This is a genomic window from Nocardia sp. NPDC050435, assembly GCF_040655395.1.
GTDB lineage: Bacteria > Actinomycetota > Actinomycetes > Mycobacteriales > Mycobacteriaceae > Nocardia.
On the sequence record NZ_JBFAJW010000002.1, the window covers coordinates 232,413 to 251,059 of the forward strand.

Here is an 18,647-nt window from a genome sequence, read left to right on the forward strand (position 1 = left end):
CTTTCCCGACACGCGGGCGAAGTCCCACTCCGTCGCGGTGCCCGTGATAGGACCGTAGGACCACCCGATCTCGCACAGGAGGTCAACATGCGACTATCGCCTTGCCATTCCTGCGAATCCGCGATCGACCACTGCCACGGCACCTTGATCGTGCATCCCGGGCACCGCCCCGAATGCACCGACGATTCCTGTCTCGACTCCGACCGCAACCGGCACACCTTCGTCGTCGACTGCGGCGACATCGCGGGCGGCTGCGCCTGCGCCCAGGGTCCGGCCGCGCATTCCACCGCCCGAGCCCACCCGTAGCCTGGGCTGGTGAACTACGACCACCTCCTGCTCCCCTCCGGTGCCGCCTCGATCGCCGACGTCGACGATTACCTGAGCACCCAGCAGGGGCAGCCCGAGACGGCCGTGGTCGCGGCGATCGCCGCCGAACTGAACAAGCGCAACGCCGCGCTGCCCGAGTCGGACACCTTCCTGGGCACCGAATCCGTCGGCGGCGCCCCGAGCGGGGCGGTGCTGCACGTCTCCTGCCCGTACGACGCCATCGGATTCGTGCGCGGCCTGCTGTTCGAACTCGCGACCCCGCGCGACTACGCCATCTACGATCCGCAGCTGGCCTGGGTGCTCGACCCGGCCGCCCGCGTCGATCTCACCGTCACCCACGGCGGCGCGGGCGAGTTCCCCTATCTCACCGAAAGCCTGCTGGCACAATGGATTCCGGAGCTCGGCGACCCGGATCCGTTCCTGATCGCCGAACGCGCGCCCGAGCACTACATGCAGACCTACCGAGCGGGAGCCGACAGCTACACCGTCGAATACCGCGACGGTTCGGCCGAACGGCACTACGGGCTGGAAGCCACCGACCCGGCCCAGGTGAGCACGCTGTTCTGGGAGTGGGCGACCGGCGCGCCCAGCACCGGCGCGTGGCAGCGGGTCCAGCTCTGACCTACTGGTTCTGCGTGGCCAGCCGCCCGGCCAGGGCGAGGAACGAGGCCCCGAAGATCCGGCGCATCCAGGTGACCACCACCGGTCGGGTGATCACCTTCTCCCGCACCGCCGCGGCGCACGCGCCGTAGACGGCGAACACCAGGAACGTCGCCAGCATGAAGATGCCGGACAACTCCAGCATCCGCCACAGCGCGTTCGGCGAACCGTTCGGGACGAACTGGGGCAGGAAGGCGAAGAAGAAGATCGTCAGCTTCGGGTTCAGGATGTTCAGCAGGATCGCGGAGGTGATCACCTGCCGCGCCGACGGCGCGCCGCGCACCTCGTCCTCGGGCACCGCCAGCGCGCCCTTGTCGCGGAAGGTGTTCCACGCCATGTACAGCAGGTAGAGCACGCCCAGATACTTCAGCGTCTGGAACGCGACGGCGCTGGCGTTCAGCAGCGCGGCCAGGCCGGTGACGGCGGCGATCATGTGCGGGACCGTGCCCAGGGTGCAGCCGAAGGCGGCGATCACGCTCGCGCGTGCGCCCCGGGACAGGCCGGCCGCCAGGGTGAACAGCACGCCCGTGCCCGGGGTCGCGCAGATGACGAGCGTGGTCAGCAGGAATTCGATGCTCATCACCCGCACAGTAACGCGATCATGGCGCCGCGCAACCCCCGAAAGGGTTGCGTTGCAATATGTTCAGCTTGGGGCTAGAGCGCCCGGCGGCCGGAGAGCGCGCGGCCCAGCGTGAGCTCGTCGGCGAACTCCAGGTCACCGCCCATCGGCAGCCCCGAGGCCAGCCTGGTCACCGACAGGCCCGGGAAATCGCGCAGCATGCGCACCAGGTAGGTGGCCGTCGCCTCGCCCTCGGTGTTCGGGTCGGTCGCGATGATCACCTCGCTGACGTCGACGCCGTCCTGCTGGTTGCCGATGCGGGCCAGCAGTTCCCGGATGCGCAGCTGGTCCGGCCCGATGCCGCTGAGCGGATCGAGCGCGCCGCCGAGCACGTGGTAACGCCCGCGGAATTCCCGGGTGCGCTCGATGGCCTGCACGTCCTTGGGCTCCTCGACCACACAGATCATGGTGCGGTCGCGGCGCGGGTCGGCGCAGATGCGGCACAGCTCGTTGTCGGAGACCGTGCCGCAGACCACGCAGAACTGCACGCCGTCACGGACCTTCTGCAACGCCGCGGTGAGCCGATCGATATCCGGCGGCTCCACCGACAGCAGATGGAAGGCGATGCGCTGGGCGCTCTTCGGGCCGACGCCGGGCAGCTTGCCCAGTTCGTCGATCAGATCCTGAACCGGACCCTCGTACAACGGTTACCTCAGAATCCGGGGAGGCCGGGGATGCCCCCGCCCATGCCGCCGGAGAGCGGGCCCAGCTTCTCGGTGGCGAGCTGCTGCGCGTTGGCCATGGCGTCGTTGATCGCGCCGATCACCAGATCCTGCAGGCCCTCGACATCCTCCGGGTCGACCACCTTCGGATCGATGGTCAGCGCCATGACCTCGCCCGTCGCCTTGATCGTGGCCTTGACCAGGCCGCCGCCGGCCTGCCCCTCGACCTCGGACGCCGCGATCTCGGCCTGCGCCTCCATCACCGCCTGCTGCATCTGCTGCGCTTGGGCGAGTAACTGCTGCATATCGAACTGACCACCGGGTTGCACGGCTTGTCCTTCGCGTCGAGGGAAATGTCTGCTGCCGAGCCTAGTCCTTCCGCTGTTCGCGGTTGAGCTGCCCTCCGGCGGGCATATCCTGCGAGCAGGTCGGTGTTCGGTGCGTTTTTTCGGAGTGGATATGAGATCAACCCCGGTAGTTTCTCTTGGGGCGCTGGTGTTTTCCGTTGTACTGCCGCTCTCGGGCGGGGCGGCCGCGGCGGATTCCGGTGTGCCGGAGGAAGTCCCGGCGGCGGATTCGGGCGAGGCCCGGGCCGAGGCGAGTCCGGTCGTGGATCACGGCAACGGGTGCGTGCTGGATCCGGAGAACCGCGCCGTGACCGTCGAATCGCTGCGTTTCCGCTGCACTCCCGAGCAGCAGGACCTGATCTACCAGGCCGCCGAGGCCGGCGCGGTGCCGCAGGGCGTGAAGAACGGCTGGGTGGTGCGACCCGCGGCGGGCAGCGGCGCGGCGGCGGGTGTGTGGATCGGCAAGACCTTCTCCACGGGCCCCGACGGCGGAACTCTGATGAACCGAGTCACCGGGGCGGGGATCGAGGCGTGGCGGGCCGATGTCTATCGCGCGCCCGCGCTGACCGACGGCCGCCCGACCTGGGCGCTGGACTACAACCCCTCGCCCACGCCGCCGGTGTACGACGAGATCCGCGAGGTCGCGCCCGGCGTCTGGTACGGATACTCGTGGTGGCGGGGGCTGCTGCAGAACGTGCTGCTGCTGTCTTTCGTGCTGACCTGACCGCGTTGCTTGACTCTCCCCCGGCTGGAGGGTGTTCGCTGTGAGCCATGACGGCGACGGTTTCGATCGGTGAGTTCTCCCGGCTCACCTGTCTGAGTGTGAAGACGCTGCGCTACTACCACGACATCGAGCTGCTGGAGCCGGTCGCGGTGGACGCCGGGTCGGGTTATCGGCGCTACTCCACCGCGCAGGTGGGCCAGGCGCATCTGATCCGGCGGTTGCGGCTGCTGGACATGCCGCTGCCGGAGATCAAAGCGGTCCTGGCCGCCGCCGACACCGATTCCCGCGACGCCGCGCTGCGCACCCACCTGGAACGCATGGAGGCGCAACTGCTGCGCACCCGCGACGTGGTGGCCTCGCTGCGCGCACTGCTCGCACCGGCCACGCCGATCAGCGTCGAATACCGTTCCGTACCGGCGTTTCCCGCGCTCGCGACGGCGGGCCAGGTGAGCCGCGCCGAGATCGGGGCGTGGTGTGAGAACGCCTTCGGCGCGCTCTACCCGGCGCTGGCCGCCGCGGGCGTGGAACCGGGCGGGGTGTCCGGTGCCACGTACGCCATGGAGTTCTTCGCCGAGGACCACGGCGAAGTGGTGGCGTTCGTGCCGGTGCCCGCTGCGGCCCGGTTCGCTCCGCCCGCGGGCCTGGAACTGATCGAACTCCCGGCCCGCCGCTTCGCCGTCGCCGTGCACACCGGCGCGTTCGACGACTTCGACCGCACCTACGGCGCACTGGGCAGCCATGTCGCCGAACACGACACCGCGCTGACCGAACCGATCCGCGAGCTCTACCTCACCTCACCCGGCGACACCGCCGACGCCGACGCGTACCGCACCGAAGTCTGCTGGCCGCTCGGCCGGCTCGGAAAGGACGACTCCGACCCGCAGGGCAACCTGTTCGACATCGGCAAGGCCTGAGCCGCTAGGAGATCTCGCGCTTCAGGTTCTCCAGCACCTCGGCCTGGATCTTCTTCAGGCCGAGCGGCGCGAAGATGCCCTCGAAGATGCCCTTGACGCCGCCCGCACCCTGCCAGGTGGTGCGCAGCGTGACCTGGGAGCCGGCGCCGTCGGGGGTGACCGTCCAGGTGTTGACCATGGAGGAGTTCTTGTCCCGCTCGGTCACGATGGAATCGGAGACCGAGACCACGGCCTGCACATCGCGCGAGCGATCCTTGGTCGCCTGCAGCGTCCACGCGGCCACGGTGCCCGCGCCGGTGCCGCCCTCGAGCACCTTGTAGTCGTGGTAGTGCGAGCTGAGGATGCGCGGGCGCACCGTCTGGTAGTCCGCGATGGCTTCGAGCACGCGCTGCGGTTCCGCGGCGACGGTGACCGAACTGCTGGCGCTGACCTGTCCCACAATGAGCTCCTCTATCGGTAGGCGTCTGCCGCCTATCCTGCCCTGTCCCGCTCGCCGCCCGGCGTGCAGGGGCCGCCCCCGGAGCGGGTTCGGTGAACCGGTGGGAAGTCGAAAACATTCCCGGTGCAACATATGCGTGACATTTCTTGCCCGTCGGCGGCTTTCCGTGGCTGTCCGGCCATCGTGCGTACTAGCGTCGAAGGGTGGCAGTGAGTCTGAACGAATCGGGTTTCGCCGCGCATCAGGCGGGTGTTGATCGGCTGTTGGCGAGTTATCGCGCCATACCGGCCGACGCCAACGTGCGACTGGCAAAAAAGACATCCAACCTATTTCGGGCACGGGCGAAGAACCCCGCGCCCGGACTGGACGTATCCGGCCTCGGCAAGGTCATCCAGGTCGATCCGGAGGCCAGGACAGCCGACGTCGCCGGCATGACCACCTACGAGGAATTGGTCGCCGCGACGTTGCCGTACGGGCTCGCGCCGCTGGTCGTCCCGCAGCTGAAAACCATCACCCTCGGCGGCGCCGTCACCGGCCTCGGCATCGAATCGACCTCGTTCCGCAACGGGCTCCCGCACGAGTCGGTCCTGGAGATGGACGTGCTGACCGGCGCCGGCGAGATTCTCACCGCCACCCCCGGCAACGAGCACGCCGACCTGTTCCGCGGCTTCCCGAACTCCTACGGCACCCTGGGTTACACGGTGCGGCTGAAGATCGAACTGGAGCCGGTGCAGCCCTTCGTCGCGTTGCGGCACTTGCGTTTCCGCGATCTGCGCGAGCTGGAGCAGACGCTGGCCCGGATCGTCACCGAGCGGTCCCACGACGGCGAACGCGTCGACTACCTGGACGGGGTGGTGTTCACCGCAGAGGAGAGCTACCTGACGCTGGGCCGCCAGACCGAGGAGCCCGGCCCGGTCAGCGACTACACCGACATGGACATCTACTACCGGTCCATCCAGCACGACGGCCCGGCCGTCAAGCGCGATCGGCTCACCATTCACGACTACCTGTGGCGCTGGGACACCGACTGGTTCTGGTGCTCGCGCGCGTTCGGCACCCAGAACCCGCGGATCCGCAGATTCTGGCCGAAACGCTACCGCCGCAGCAGCTTCTACTGGAAGCTCATCGCGCTCGACCACAAGTATCACATCGGCGACAAAATGGAAGCGCGCCAAGGCAATCCACCGCGCGAGCGGGTCGTGCAGGACATCGAGGTACCGATCGAGCGCACCGCGGATTTCGTGGAGTGGTTCCTGCAGGACATCCCGATCGAACCGCTGTGGCTGTGCCCGCTGCGGCTGCGGGACGCCGCCCCGGCCGGCAGCACGGCCCGGCCGTGGCCGCTGTACCCGCTGGAGCCCAACCGCACCTACGTCAACGTGGGCTTCTGGTCCGCGGTGCCGACGGTGCCGGGTCAGCCGGAGGGCGCCGCGAATCGTGCCATCGAACAAAAAGTAACGGAGTTCGACGGGCATAAGTCGCTGTACTCGGACGCTTACTACGGCAAAGATGAATTCGCGGCCCTGTACGGCGGTGAGCTCTATACCGAACTGAAGAAACGCTACGACCCAGACCAGCGACTGTTGGATTTGTATTCGAAGGCGGTGCAACGCAAATGACGACATTCAAGGACCGTTCCGATGTTTTCACGGACCTCGGGACCAAACTCAGCATTGCGGAAATCTTCGAGACCCTGATCGAGGGCCCGATGCCGATCAGGTTCACCGCCTACGACGGCAGTTCCACCGGTCCCGAGGATTCCCCGTTCTCGCTCGAGGTCAAAAACTCGCGCGGCATCAATTACCTGGCCACCGCGCCGGGTGATCTGGGCATGGCCCGCGCCTACATCTCCGGGGACATGGTCGCCGAGGGCGTGCACCCCGGCGACCCGTACGAGATCCTGCGGGCGATGGACAGCCTGAAGTTCCATCGCCCGTCCGCGCTCGCGCTGGTCACCATCGCGCGCTCGCTGGGCTGGGAACGACTCAAACCCGTCGCGCCGCCGCCGCAGGAGACCCTGCCGCGCTGGCGCCGGATCGCACTGGAAGGGCTGCGGCACTCCAAGGTTCGCGACGCCGAGGCCATCCATCACCACTACGACGTCTCCAACACCTTCTACGAGTACGTCCTCGGCCCGTCCATGACCTACACCTGCGCGTGTTACGAGGACGAGAACTGGACCCTCGAGCAGGCGCAGGAGAACAAGTACCGCCTCGTCTTCGACAAGCTGCGGCTGCAGGCCGGCGACCGGCTGCTCGACATCGGCTGCGGCTGGGGCGGCATGGTGCGCTACGCCGCCAAGCGCGGCGTCAAGGTGATCGGCGCGACGCTGTCCGCGGAGCAGGCCGAGTGGGCGCAGCAGAAGATCGCCGAGGAGGGCCTGTCCGAGCTGGCCCAGGTGCGCCACTCCGACTACCGCGACATCGCCGAGACCGGCTTCGACGCGGTCTCCTCGATCGGCCTCACCGAGCACATCGGCGTGCACAACTACCCGTTCTACTTCGAGTTCATCAAGAGCAAGCTGCGCGACGGCGGCCTGTTCCTGAACCACTGCATCACCCGCCCGAACAACACCCGCACCACCAAGGCGGGCGATTTCATCGACCGCTACGTCTTCCCCGACGGTGAGCTGATCGGCTCCGGGCGCATCATCTCCGAGATCCAGAACATCGGGCTCGAGGTGATCCACGAGGAGAACCTGCGCGAGCACTACGCGCTCACCCTGCACGAGTGGTGCAAGAACCTGGTGGCGAACTGGGACGCCTGCGTCGCCGAGGTCGGCGAGAGCACCGCGAAGGTGTGGGGCCTGTACATGGCGGGCTCGCGGCTCGGCTTCCAGCGCAACGTGGTGCAGCTGCACCAGGTCCTGGGCGTGAAGCTCGGCCCCGACGGGCACTCCGGCCTGCCGCTGCGCCCCTGGTGGCGGCCGTAGCGCTCAGTCCAGCAGCTCGGCCAGGAACAGCGCCGGGAGGGTGACCTCCTCGGACGGGTGCGGCCCCTGGTGCAGATCGGCGCGCAGCACCCGCAGGATGGCGACGACGCCCGGCCCCGCGTCCAGCAGGGGCCGGGTCCAGCCGAGTTCGGCGCAGGTGGCGGCGGCGGGCAGCAGCAGACCGGTGGCCTCGCCCACCCACCCCGCGGCCGCCAGGCACTCGGCCAGCAGCAGCGCGGTGTCCAATTCCGCACGCGGGCGGGCTTGTTCGAGCATCCGGCCGTGCAGCGCGCGAGCCCGCCGGACCGCGGTGTCCTCCGAGTGCGGGTGCCGCTGCGCGAGCAGGCCGCGGATGGCGGCGATCTCCTCGGCCTCGGCGGTGAGCGCGGCGGCGCCGCGTAATCGGTGCGAATGGTGGAACGCGCCCAGCCGGTCCGGGTGCCGCCGCTCGTCGTCCATCGCGCCGACGGGGAACCCGAGCCGCAACCGCTCGGCCCGGATGTGCGCGGCCAGCCGGGGCAGCCGGCCGTCCTCGGCGATGCGCGAGCCCTCGTCCAGCCGGGCGGCGGCGGTGTAGAGATCGCCGAGTACCGCCTTCACCCGCGCGCCGACGACGAAGGTGGAGATCAGGAAATCGACCGGCCCGATCCGGGTGACCAGCTGATGGCTCTCGTCGAGCAGCCGATCCGCCGCCGTCAGATCGCCGCGCCGGTAGTTCATCTCGCCGAGCAGCGCCGAGGCCACACGCACCGCGTGCGAATGCGGGCCGGCCTGCTCGCGCGCGGTGTCCCAGGCCCGCTGGAACAGCTCCACGGCAGTCGGGATATCGAGTTGCTCGTAGGCCGCGGCGCCCTGCCCGCACAGGCCGAACACCGTGCCGAGCGGATCCCGCGACCGCTGGTGGTACGGCGCCGCCCACTCCTGGATCTCGCGGGCCCCGTCGAATTCGAACTGGCACAGCCGCACGAACGAGGTCAGGTTCGCCGCGGTCGAGACTGTCCAGGCGGGGAGATCGTCGGCCTGTTCCAGACAGTCCGCGATCCGGTCGAGCACGCCTTCGGTGTGGTCGCTCGCGATCTGATCCGTCGCCGCCAGCACGGCCGCCTCGCAGCGCTGCCGCGCCACGTCGGCGTCGGTGGCCGACCCGCGCGCCAGGATGCTGGACAACCGCCCCAGCGCGGTGCGCGCCGCACCGGACTGCTGCAGGTTCACATTCGCCCGCGCCACCGCCATCAGCAGCTTCGACCGCGAAGACACCTGCTGCACCGGCAGTTTCGAGACCGTGCCGAGCAGAGTCGCCAGCCGGGAGCCGTCGATCAGGTCCATGCCGCCGCCCTCGAGCAAGTCCAGCGCCAGCTTCAGATCCGTGGCCGCCAGCGCGTGGTCCACCGACTTGCGCAACTGCTGGTGCTCGGCGAACCAGCGGGAAGCCTTGCGGTGCAACGACTTCAGCTTCGCGGGATCGGACTGTTCCAGCCGCCCGCGCAGATGCTCGGCGAACAGCGGCTGCATCCGGAACCACTCCGGGTCGTGCTCGACCCGCTGCAGGAACAGCTCGCGCTGCTCGGCCTGGGCCAGCAGCAGATCGCCCTCGCTGTCCTCGGAGAGCGCCGAGGCCAGCGAGCCGCAGATCTTCTCCGACACCGAGATGGCGGTGAGGAAATCGAGCATGCGCGGCTCGAGGGTGTCCAGCACGTTCTCCGCGAGGTACTCCCGGATGCCGTGCGTGCCCTCGGCCAAGGTCGCGATCAGCCGGTCGACGTCGGCGTTGCCGCGCAGGGCCAGGCTGACCAGCTGCACGGCGGCGGGCCAGCCGTCGGTGGCGGTCTGGATCTGTTCGATCTGGGCGTCGGTGAGATCGAAGGCGTGCCGCCGGACCAGCACCTCCCTGGTCTCCTCCAGTGTCAGGCGCAGCGCCGTCGAGCCGATCTCGATCAGCTCGTCGTGCACCCGCATCCGGCTGGCCGGCAAGCCGGACTGCTCCCGGCTGGTCACCACGAACCGCAGATGGTGACATCCGTTGTCCAGCAACGACTCCATCACCCGGTGCGCGCCCGGATCGGCGACGCGATGCCAGTCGTCGACCACCACCACGATGGTCTCGCCGCTGCTGTGGATCTCATCGATCAGCGTGGCGATCACGTACGCGACCGCGTCCGCGGGCCGCTCCTCCAGCACCTGGTCCAGGCCCGTGCCCAGATCGGGCCGGACGCGGCGGATCGCCTCGATCAGGTGCGCCAGGAACCAGACCTCGTTGTCGTCGTCGTGACCGGCGCCGATCCAGGCGACCGGCACCCCGCTCGCGGTCAGCTCGGCGCGCCACTGCGCGGCCACCGTCGACTTGCCGAAGCCCGCGGGCGCGTGGATCACCGCGAGCCGGCGGCGGCCGCCCGCGCGCAACGTGTCCAGCAGGCGGGGCCGGGGCATCGGTTCCCGGGCCGGGGTGGGCGGCCGGAACTTGGTGGCCGCGGTCGGCGGCAGCGTCGTGGCGCCGGTCGGATGCTGGGACACCGCCGGCCGCAGCGTCAGCGGCCAGCTGCGCCGGGTGAACGCGGGCCTGGTCACCGTCGGTTCCGGCAGCCGCGCGGGCTCACCCGTGGCGAGATCGATCTCGTCCGGCAGCGCCGCCGGGTCGAGCAACGCCATTTCGTCGGCCACGCCGCTGTGCGCGAGCTGGACGGCGCGCAGCAGCTCACCGAAGGCGAAGGCCGACTCCGGGCGCTCGCGCGGATCGATGCTCATGGCCTGTTCGATGGCCGCGGCGACATCCGGCGGGATGTCCTGGTCGCGCAGGTCCGGGACCGGCTGGGTGGTGATGCGCAGGAACTGCGCGACCACCTTCTCCCCCGCCTGCCGTTCGAAGGCCGCGTGGCCGGTGAGCAGCGCGAACAGCGTCGCGCCGAGACTGTAGACATCGGAGCGCACGGTGGGTTCGTCACCCTTGAGCACCTCCGGCGCGGTGAACGCCGGCGAGCCCGTGATCAAGCTGCTGGAGGTGCGGAAACCGCCCGGGATGCGGGCGATGCCGAAATCGGTGAGCTGCGGTTCGCCGTAGGCGCTGAGCAGCACGTTGGCCGGTTTCACATCCCGGTGCAGGATGCCCGCCCGGTGCGCGCTCTCGATCGCGCCGGCCAGCTTCACCCCCGAACGCAGAGTATCCGACCAAGTCAGCGGGCCTTCGTCGCGGATGAGCTGCTCGAAGGACCCGTGCGTGCAATAGGGCATGACGATGATCGGCATCCCGCCCGCGGTGACGTCGACCTGCAGGATGTCGACGATGTTCGGATGCCCCGACAGCCGCCCCATCGCCTGCTCCTCGCGCAGGAAGCGCTCGCGGCTCTCATCATCGATATCGGAGGAGAGCACCTTGACCGCCACCACCCGCTCCAGCGCGATCTGCAGGCACCGATACACCACGCCGAATCCGCCGCGCCCGATCTCCACCGCCCCGGACAGGCCCATCGCCGCCAACTCGTCGGCCACCGCGACCCGCTCCATGCGCTGGGTGTCGGTATTCCTCGGGGGTTTCGGCTCGGCGGTCTCCGCTTCGGGTTCCTCCCCGGCGCCCGAACGCGCGTGTGGATTCATGTGACCACCTCGAACTCACATCGAATCGGCGGCATCGGCGACGATTTGTCTGCGCATACTCCAACGTAGCGCGGGATGACGACATGCGGGTGAGGTTTCGTCGCGGTGTCGTTCCGGCTGACGCCGACGGCGCGGTGGCGGCCCTCGGCGGGGCCGCGCCGCCGCCGGGGCGATCAGGACCGGGCGGCCGGAAGCCCGCCCGCGACGGACACGCGGGCGGGCTCCGGGACGATCAGCGGCGCATCAGATCCGCTGCCACAGCGCCGGGGTGGCGGGCGGGGTCCAGTTCGGATCGTGGACCGTGTGCGCCTGCCGGCACCGGTAGGTCGCGCCCTGGTAGCTCACCTGGTCGTCGACGCGATAGGTGGCGTGCGGCCGCCACTCCGCGCCGCCCGGCTCCGGACGCGTGGTCGGCGGCTGGGTCGGCTTCGGGGTGCTGGACGGCGGATTCGTCGGCCGCGTCGTCGTGGGGCGGGGCGGGGTGGTCGTCGGCTCGGTAGGTTTCGGGGTGGTGGTCGGCGGGTCCGAGGGCCGGGGCGTGCTCGTCGGCGTGGCGGTACCGCCGATATTCAGGTCGACGCAGGAATAGAACGCGTTGACCGTGTCGCCGATGTTCCAGATGGCCAGGAGTTTCTGCCGCCCGCTGAACCCGGACAGATCCACCCGGTGTGTCTGGGAATTCGACGACGGGATCTGGTTGCCCGCGTCGACGTAGCCCACCCGGGTGCCGCCGATGTAGTACTCGTAGCTCGCGGTGCGGTGCAGCGCCGTCAGCGTCCAGGTGAATTCGACGGTGCCGCGGACATTGTGGACGGCCCACGGTTTGCCGTCGTCGTCGAGTTCCTTGAAGTTCGCCAGGCCGGCGCTGCAATTGCGCTGCCCCTTGGGGCCTTCCACGCTTTGCGGCTCGTATTGCACCGGCCCGCAGGAGACGGTCCGCGCGGCGCATTGCGCCTGGCGACCGGCCGGTCCCGAAACGTAGCCGTGAGCCGCGGCGGTGCCGGGCGGCAGGACAGCGATCACCAGCGGCGCGATGGTCAGGGCGGCGCCGGCGATGGACAGGGCACGAATTCCCACTTCTTGTTCTCCTCATCGGTGTGGATCGGAGTGCGGAACAGTAAGGGGCCGGCGTTACTGTCCTGTGATCAAACGCAGTGTGAACCATATGTTTTCACCATTGAAGGGTCAAGGAATTCCGATAACTGGCCGAAAACTGCCGATATAGTGGGGATTACAAAATAAATCGCCTGCTCGGCAGGAAAAACATTGGGACCAGCCGGTTTCAATGGTGCCGCCGCGCAAAGGATCGAGCCCGTCCCCGCAGCTGCGGAAACGGGCTCGGGCGAAGACGGGCCGGATCAGACCGGCTTGCGTACCGCCGGGGCTTCGGCGGGCGCGGGCGCCTCGCCGCCGATGTCGAGATCGACACACGAATAGGACGCGTTGGCGCTGTCGGCGACATTCCAGATGGCCAGCAGTTTCTGCCGGCCGCGGAAGCCGGACAGATCCACCTTGTGGGTCCGCGTCGCGGTCGCGTTGCCCGCCTCGACGAAGCCGACCCGCTTGTCGCCGATGAAGTACTCGTAGCTCCCGGCGGCGCGCGGCGCCGTCAGTGTCCAGGTGAAATCGACGGCACCGCTCACCTCGTGCACCGGCCACGGCTTGGCGTCGTCGTCGAGGTCGCCGAATTCGGCGCGGCCCGCGCTGCAATTCCGCTGCCCGGCGGGGCCCTCCACGCTCTGCGGCGCGTAGGACACCGACCCGCAGGAAACAGCCGCCGCCGCACACTGGGCCTGACGACTGGCCGGGCCGGACAGATAACCGTGCGCGGAGACGGTCCCGGCGGGCATGATCGCCAATGCCACCCCCAGCGTGGCACCGGCGAAACACAGGGTACGAAAACCCACTGTTGTTCTCCCTCATCGTCGTGAACGAACAGCAAGGTCGTCGTAGCTGTTGAATTGCTGAAAGTCTCGAATCTGAGTACCCGGAACCCTGGGGCAGGAAAACATTGAGATCGGATGACGACGAAGCCCGCCACCACGATGTGTGGTGACGGGCTTCGTTACGGTGCTACCGCGAAATTACTTCCGCAGCGAATCCGGCACCTGGAAACGCTCGCCGTACTTGGCGGCCAGCTCGTCCGCCCGGGCCACGAAGCCCGCCTGGCCGCCCGGGTAACCGACGATGAACTGGTGCACACCACCGGTCCACGCCGGGTAGCCGATGCCGAAGATCGAGCCGATGTTGGCGTCGGCGGTGGTGATCAGCACGCCCTCGTCGAAGCACTTCTGGGTCTCGATCGCCTCGATGAACAGCATGCGGTCGATCAGATCCTGGATCGGCACACCGAAATCGGCGACGGTCTTGAAGTGCTCGCGCAGGCCCGGCCACAGACCGGTGCGCTTGCCGTTCTCGTCGTACTCGTAGAAGCCGGCCTTTTCCAGGCGGCCCGGACGACCCTCGTTCACCAGGTACTCGATCACGTCGATCGCCGGGTGCCGCTTGCGGCCCATGGTCGCGTCGCCCTTGGCGATCGCTTCCTCGGTCTCCTTGGCGATCTTCAGCATGAGCTTCATGTTCAGCTCGTCCGAGAGCTGCAGCGGCGCGGCCGGGTAGCCCGCCTGCAGACCGGCCTGCTCGATGGTCGAGGGGTCGATGCCCTCGGTCAGCATGGCGATCGCCTCGTTGACGAAGGTGCCGATCACGCGCGAGGTGAAGAAGCCGCGGCTGTCGTTGACGACGATCGGGGTCTTCTTGATCGCGAGGGTGTAGTCGAACACCCGGGCCAGCGCCTCGTCGGAGGTCTTCTCGCCCTTGATGATCTCGACCAGCGGCATCTTGTCGACCGGGGAGAAGAAGTGGATGCCGATGAAGTCCTCCTGGCGCTTCACGCCGGTCGCGAGACCGGTGATCGGCAGGGTGGAGGTGTTGGAGCCCAGCAGCGCGTCCGCGTCGACGATGTCCTCGATCTCCTGGAACACCTTGTGCTTCAGCTCGGTGTTCTCGAAGACGGCCTCGATGACGAAGTCGACACCGGCGAAGTCGGCCGCGTCGGCGGACGGCTTGATCCGGTCCAGCAGCGCCTTGGACTTCTCCTCGGTGGTCTTACCGCGGGAGAGGGCCTTGGCCTCGATCTTCTCGGAGTAGTTCTTGCCGCGCTCGGCCGCCTCGAGGGTGACGTCCTTCAGCACGACCTCGTAGCCGGCCTTGGCCGAGACGTAGGCGATGCCCGCGCCCATCATGCCCGCGCCGAGCACGCCGATCTTCTTGATGTCCTTCTTCGGGACATCCTTCGGACGGGAGCCGCCGTTGTTGATCGACTGCAGGTCGAAGAAGAACGCCTGGATCATGTTCTTCGCGACCGGGCCGGTCAGCAGGCCGACGAAGTAGCGGGACTCGATCAGCGAGGCGTTGTCGAAATCGACCTGCGAACCCTCGACCGCGGCGGACATGATCGCCCGCGGGGCCGGCATGTTCGCGCCCTTGATCTGCTTGCGCAGGTTGGCCGGGAACGCGGGCAGGTTCGCCGCGAAGGCCGGGGTGGACGGGGTGCCACCGGGGATCTTGTACCCCTTGACATCCCAGGGCTGCACTCCCTTGTCCGGGTTGGCCTTGATCCACGCCTTGGCCGCGGGGACCAGCTCCTCGATCGAGCCGACGACCTCGTTGACCAGGCCGACTTCCTTGGCCTTGGTGGGGTTGAACTCGTTGCCCTGCAGCAGGATCTGCATCAGCGCGCTCTGCAGACCGAACATGCGCACGGTGCGGGTGACGCCGCCACCGGCGGGCAGCAGGCCCAGCTTCACCTCGGGCAGGCCGATCTTCACGCCGCGCACGTCGGCCGCGATGCGGTAGTGCGTCGCCAGACAGATCTCCAGGCCGCCGCCGAGCGCCGCGCCGTTGATGGCGGCGACGACCGGCTTGCCCAGCTGCTCCAGGCGGCGCAGCGCGCCCTTGATGTTGGCGAGCTCGTCCATGAGGCCCTGGCCGTCTTCGGGGCCGACCTTCATCATGTTCTTGAGGTCGCCGCCCGCGAAGAAGGTCTTCTTGGCCGAGGTCAGCACCACGCCGGTGATGTTGTCCTTCTCGGCCTCGAGGCGCTCGACGGTCGCGGTCATCGAGTTCTTGTAGAGCTCGTTCATCGTGTTGGCGCCCTGGTTCGGGTCATCCATCGTCAAAACGACGATGCCGTCCGAATCCTGCTCCCAACCGATCATGTTGTTTTCGGTCACAGCTCTTTGTCTCCTTGTGAAAGTCTGCGTCGGTTGGGGTTAGACGCGCTCGATGATGGTCGCGACGCCCATGCCGCCGCCGATGCACAGGGTGATCAGCGCGTAGCGGCCGTTGCGGCGCTCCAGCTCGTCGACCATGGTGCCGGTGATCATCGCGCCGGTGGCGCCCAGCGGGTGGCCCATCGCGATGGCGCCGCCGTTGACGTTCAGCTTCTCGTCCGGGACGTTCATGTCCTTCTGGAACTTCAGCACGACGGAGGCGAAGGCCTCGTTGATCTCGACCAGGTCCATGTCCTCGATGGACAGGCCGGCCTTGGCCAGAGCCTTCTTCGCGGCCGGGGTCGGGCCGGTCAGCATGATGGTGGAGTCGGCGCCGGAGGTGGCGGTCGCGACGACGCGGGCCCGCGGGGTCAGGCCCGAAGCCTTGCCGGCCTCTTCCGAACCGATCAGCACGAGCGCGGCGCCGTCGACGATGCCGGAGCTGTTGCCGCCGTGGTGCACGTGGTTGATCTTCTCCACGAAGTGGTACTTCTGCAGCGCCACCGCGTCGAAGCCGCCCATCTCGCCGACCAGGGCGAAGGACGGGTTCAGCTTGGCCAGATCCGCGGCGGTGGTGCCGGGACGCATGTGCTCGTCGTTGTCGAGCACGACGAGGCCGTTCTGGTCCTTGACCGGAACGATGGACTTGGCGAAGTAGCCGCCGGTGGTGGCCGCGGCGGCCAGCTCCTGCGAGCGCACGGCGTAGGCGTCGACGTCATCGCGGGTGAAGCCCTCGATGGTCGCGATCAGGTCGGCCGAGACACCCTGCGGGACGAAGTAGGTGTCGTAGTTGGTGGCCGGGTCCAGGGCCCAGGCGCCGCCGTCGGAGCCCATGGCCACGCGGGACATGGACTCGACGCCGCCGGCGATGACCAGGTCGTCGAAGCCCGAGCGCACCTTCTGGGCGGCCAGGTTGACGGCCTCGAGGCCGGAGGCGCAGAAGCGGTTGAGCTGGAAGCCGCCGACGGTGTCGGGCAGGCCGGCCACGGTCACGGCGGTGCGGGCGATGTCCATGCCCTGATCGCCGACCGGGCTCACCACACCCAGGATCACGTCCGAGATCTGGTCCTCGTCGAGGTTCGGGAAACGGTTCCGCAGCTCCTGGATCAGACCCACGGTGAGGTCGATCGGCTTGACCGAGTGCAGCGAACCGTTCTTCTTGCCGCGTCCGCGCGGGGTGCGGATGGCCTCGTAAATGTAGGCCTCTGTGGTCATGTGGAGTGTTTCCTTCCTTGGGGTGCGGCGGCCGGGAGTTACCCTGCGTCCTCAAAACGCTCCAGGCTCGTCGTTCGTGCCGCATAACGCTGTACAAATCCGGGCACGCAACTGCTCACGATAGAGCCTCGCCATACCAGAGTCGACGGCCACCCGTTCATAATACGCGCTGTGCGAACTCCGGTTAACTTAACGTCCTGACTGCGGTGCTTGTCAACCATGTGATGATGTGGCGCCCGGCTCACCGAGGAGCAATTCCGGAGCGATCGACCCCGGCGGTTACAACCCGGGTTCCGCCCGCCGCTCCGGATCGCCGACGCGCGTCGCCCGCGGACCGGCATACGGCAATCCCGGAGCGACCCCTCCGGCGCCCGAACCGACGGACTCAGCAGCCGATGTGCGTCACACACGGAATTTCGAAGCGACCTGCCGAGCGCCCGCACCCACCAGATCTCCGCCGCCGATGCGCGTCGCGCCGGGCACGATCCCTCGGGCACCCCACACCAACGGGGGCTCCGCCGTGGTCGCGCGTCCACCGCCAGGCGCACAGGGATTCTGGAGCAACCCATCCAGGACGCTCGGATCCACCGGATCTCAGCGGTCGACACGCGTCACGGCGGTGACGGAGCATGAGTGATTCCGGAACGACCCATCCGGCCGGTAACCCGTCGAGACTCAGCTGTCGACCTGCGTCGCGGCGGTGACAGCGACCTGCGCCGCCACGACGCCGACGGCGCACGGGGTTCCGGAGCGGCTTATCCGGCACGCTCGGATCCACCGGATCTCAGCGGTCGACACGCGTCGCCGCGACGTCGGAGCACGAGCGATTCCGGAACGACCCATCGGCCCCTAACCCCGTCGAGTCTCAGGGGTCGACATGCGTCGCGGCGGTGACGTGCGTCGCGCCGGTGACGTACGTCGCGCCGGTGACGTGCGCCGTCACGACGCCGACGGCGCAAGTTCCCTCGCGGAGCGGCTCATCCGGCGCCTGGGCCCAGCGGGTCTCAGCCGTCGATGCGCGTGGCGCCCAGTTCGGCGCGGAGCAATTCCAGGGCGACCTCGTCCGGATCTCGCCGGTCCTCCGGGGCGACCGGCTTGGCCGCTTCCGCGATCAGCTCCTGCTCCTCCTCCGGCGTGAGGTCACGCGACGCCGCGTCGGGGGTGGGTGCGGCGCCCGTCTCGGCGGGCGGGTAATCAAAAGGGCCCGGGTCGTCCGGTAGATCGGGGAAGTCGGGCGGTGGGATGTCGTCGTCGGCGTACGGCTTGGGCTCCGGCCGCGAGCGCGGCGGGGCGTTGTTCGCGCCACCGGCCTGCGCGTTCTTGGCCTGGCTCGGCCGCGAGAAGCGGGGTGGAGCCGCGGGCCCGCCGCCGTCACCGCCGCCACGCGGAGGCTGCCCGGGTTGCGCTCCGCCGCGCGGCGGCTTGGCCGGCGCCGCCGCCGGACGTGTCGCGACACCGCCCGCCTCCCAGCGAATATCGTGGTCGCGCCCGAGCACCGCCCGTACCGCCGACCGCACCGCCTCGATATTGCGCGGCTCCGACAACCGCTTCGCCAGTGGAGCGTGCTGGTGCGCGAACACGATCACGTCACCCTCGATCCGCGCCACCGAGGCACCCGACAGCAACGCCTGCACCGCGGCCCCGAACTCCCGCACCTTGGCCCGGATATCCGCCCACGCCGCCTCCACCGACCGCAGCAGTTCCTCCGACCCAGCACCCCCCTGGCTCGCCGCCCCCTGCTCCGCCGCCCCCACCGGCGTGTCGAAACCGGCCCCCGCCGAATCCCCGGCCACCTGTGCCTGCGCCGCATAGTTCACCTGCGCCCGCTGTGCAGCCGACTCCGCCTGCACAGCATGCGAACCCGCACCTTGCGCAGCTACCGATCCCGGAGCCTGCCCGGCCGCGCCTTGCGCACCCACCGATTCCCGAGCCTGCCCGGCCGTGCC

General features: G+C 68.7%; 15 protein-coding genes and 1 pseudogene. 6 read left to right on the top strand and 10 right to left on the bottom strand.

All coding sequences use genetic code 11. The features are described 5' to 3' along the window. Positions 1 to 87: 87 nt before the first annotated feature. Together AB0I43_RS05455 and AB0I43_RS05460 are read left to right on the top strand one after the other, a co-directional pair. Positions 88 to 306, top strand: a complete 219-nt coding sequence (locus AB0I43_RS05455; RefSeq protein ID WP_356971536.1) for a hypothetical protein — start codon at positions 88 to 90, stop codon at positions 304 to 306. Between the two features lie 9 nt (positions 307 to 315). After that, positions 316 to 948 (top strand): hypothetical protein, encoded by a 633-nt coding sequence (locus AB0I43_RS05460; RefSeq protein WP_356971538.1) that lies wholly within the window; start codon positions 316 to 318, stop codon positions 946 to 948. Between the two features lies 1 nt (position 949). On the opposite strand, the gene AB0I43_RS05465 is transcribed toward AB0I43_RS05460, so the two are convergent. From AB0I43_RS05465 to AB0I43_RS05475, 3 genes are all read right to left on the bottom strand, one after another. Continuing rightward, entirely contained in the window at positions 950 to 1,567 is a 618-nt protein-coding gene (locus AB0I43_RS05465; RefSeq protein WP_356971540.1) for a LysE family translocator, read from the bottom strand. 74 nt (positions 1,568 to 1,641) lie between these two features. Next, complete coding sequence (recR, locus tag AB0I43_RS05470; RefSeq protein WP_356971541.1) at positions 1,642 to 2,250, bottom strand: recombination mediator RecR; 609 nt, start codon at positions 2,248 to 2,250, stop codon at positions 1,642 to 1,644. Positions 2,251 to 2,258: 8 nt separating this feature from the next. Beyond that, positions 2,259 to 2,597, bottom strand: a complete 339-nt coding sequence (locus AB0I43_RS05475; RefSeq protein WP_356971544.1) for a YbaB/EbfC family nucleoid-associated protein — start codon at positions 2,595 to 2,597, stop codon at positions 2,259 to 2,261. A 166-nt stretch (positions 2,598 to 2,763) separates the two neighbouring features. On the opposite strand from AB0I43_RS05475, the gene AB0I43_RS05480 reads away from it, so the two are divergent. Both AB0I43_RS05480 and AB0I43_RS05485 read left to right on the top strand, forming a co-directional pair. Then, a complete protein-coding gene (locus AB0I43_RS05480; RefSeq protein ID WP_356971545.1) occupies positions 2,764 to 3,339 on the top strand; it encodes a hypothetical protein in 576 nt (191 codons plus the stop codon). 47 nt (positions 3,340 to 3,386) lie between these two features. Then, the gene (locus AB0I43_RS05485; protein WP_356971547.1) at positions 3,387 to 4,253 is read left to right on the top strand and encodes a MerR family transcriptional regulator; all 867 of its coding nucleotides are present in this window, start codon (positions 3,387 to 3,389) and stop codon (positions 4,251 to 4,253) included. A gap of 4 nt (positions 4,254 to 4,257) precedes the next feature. Here the strand turns inward: AB0I43_RS05485 and AB0I43_RS05490 are convergent, their stop codons facing one another. Next, positions 4,258 to 4,692 (bottom strand): SRPBCC family protein, encoded by a 435-nt coding sequence (locus AB0I43_RS05490; protein WP_356971548.1) that lies wholly within the window; start codon positions 4,690 to 4,692, stop codon positions 4,258 to 4,260. Between the two features lie 203 nt (positions 4,693 to 4,895). Between AB0I43_RS05490 and AB0I43_RS05495 the strand changes: the two genes are divergently transcribed. Continuing rightward, positions 4,896 to 6,311: an FAD-binding oxidoreductase gene (locus tag AB0I43_RS05495; protein ID WP_356971550.1), complete on the top strand. Its 1,416-nt coding sequence runs from the start codon at positions 4,896 to 4,898 to the stop codon at positions 6,309 to 6,311. Further along, positions 6,308 to 7,624: a class I SAM-dependent methyltransferase gene (locus AB0I43_RS05500; protein ID WP_356971552.1), complete on the top strand. Its 1,317-nt coding sequence runs from the start codon at positions 6,308 to 6,310 to the stop codon at positions 7,622 to 7,624. Before AB0I43_RS05495 ends, AB0I43_RS05500 begins: the two co-directional genes overlap by 4 nt. Before the next feature lie 3 nt (positions 7,625 to 7,627). On the opposite strand, the gene AB0I43_RS05505 is transcribed toward AB0I43_RS05500, so the two are convergent. From AB0I43_RS05505 to AB0I43_RS05530, 6 genes and pseudogenes are all read right to left on the bottom strand, one after another. Further along, positions 7,628 to 11,212 carry a protein kinase gene (locus tag AB0I43_RS05505; RefSeq protein WP_356971554.1) on the bottom strand — a complete coding sequence of 1,195 codons (3,585 nt, stop codon included), beginning with the start codon at positions 11,210 to 11,212 and terminating at the stop codon, positions 7,628 to 7,630. Positions 11,213 to 11,455: 243 nt separating this feature from the next. Continuing rightward, a complete protein-coding gene (locus AB0I43_RS05510; RefSeq protein ID WP_356971556.1) occupies positions 11,456 to 12,289 on the bottom strand; it encodes a lytic polysaccharide monooxygenase in 834 nt (277 codons plus the stop codon). Between the two features lie 281 nt (positions 12,290 to 12,570). Then, positions 12,571 to 13,119 carry a lytic polysaccharide monooxygenase auxiliary activity family 9 protein gene (locus AB0I43_RS05515; protein WP_356971557.1) on the bottom strand — a complete coding sequence of 183 codons (549 nt, stop codon included), beginning with the start codon at positions 13,117 to 13,119 and terminating at the stop codon, positions 12,571 to 12,573. A 177-nt stretch (positions 13,120 to 13,296) separates the two neighbouring features. Then, positions 13,297 to 15,447 carry a 3-hydroxyacyl-CoA dehydrogenase NAD-binding domain-containing protein gene (locus AB0I43_RS05520; RefSeq protein WP_356971559.1) on the bottom strand — a complete coding sequence of 717 codons (2,151 nt, stop codon included), beginning with the start codon at positions 15,445 to 15,447 and terminating at the stop codon, positions 13,297 to 13,299. Between the two features lie 39 nt (positions 15,448 to 15,486). After that, a complete protein-coding gene (locus tag AB0I43_RS05525; RefSeq protein WP_356971561.1) occupies positions 15,487 to 16,701 on the bottom strand; it encodes an acetyl-CoA C-acetyltransferase in 1,215 nt (404 codons plus the stop codon). Between the two features lie 1,004 nt (positions 16,702 to 17,705). Further along, positions 17,706 to 18,647: pseudogene (locus tag AB0I43_RS05530) on the bottom strand (hypothetical protein); the annotation flags it as partial.

Coding starts and splice junctions, on each gene's coding strand:
- AB0I43_RS05455 (WP_356971536.1), top strand. CDS start 88: ATGCGACTATCGCCTTGCCATTCCTGCGAATCCGCGATCGACCACTGC.
- AB0I43_RS05465 (WP_356971540.1), bottom strand. CDS start 1,567: ATGAGCATCGAATTCCTGCTGACCACGCTCGTCATCTGCGCGACCCCG.
- AB0I43_RS05485 (WP_356971547.1), top strand. CDS start 3,387: ATGACGGCGACGGTTTCGATCGGTGAGTTCTCCCGGCTCACCTGTCTG.
- AB0I43_RS05500 (WP_356971552.1), top strand. CDS start 6,308: ATGACGACATTCAAGGACCGTTCCGATGTTTTCACGGACCTCGGGACC.
- AB0I43_RS05505 (WP_356971554.1), bottom strand. CDS start 11,212: ATGAATCCACACGCGCGTTCGGGCGCCGGGGAGGAACCCGAAGCGGAG.
- AB0I43_RS05525 (WP_356971561.1), bottom strand. CDS start 16,701: ATGACCACAGAGGCCTACATTTACGAGGCCATCCGCACCCCGCGCGGA.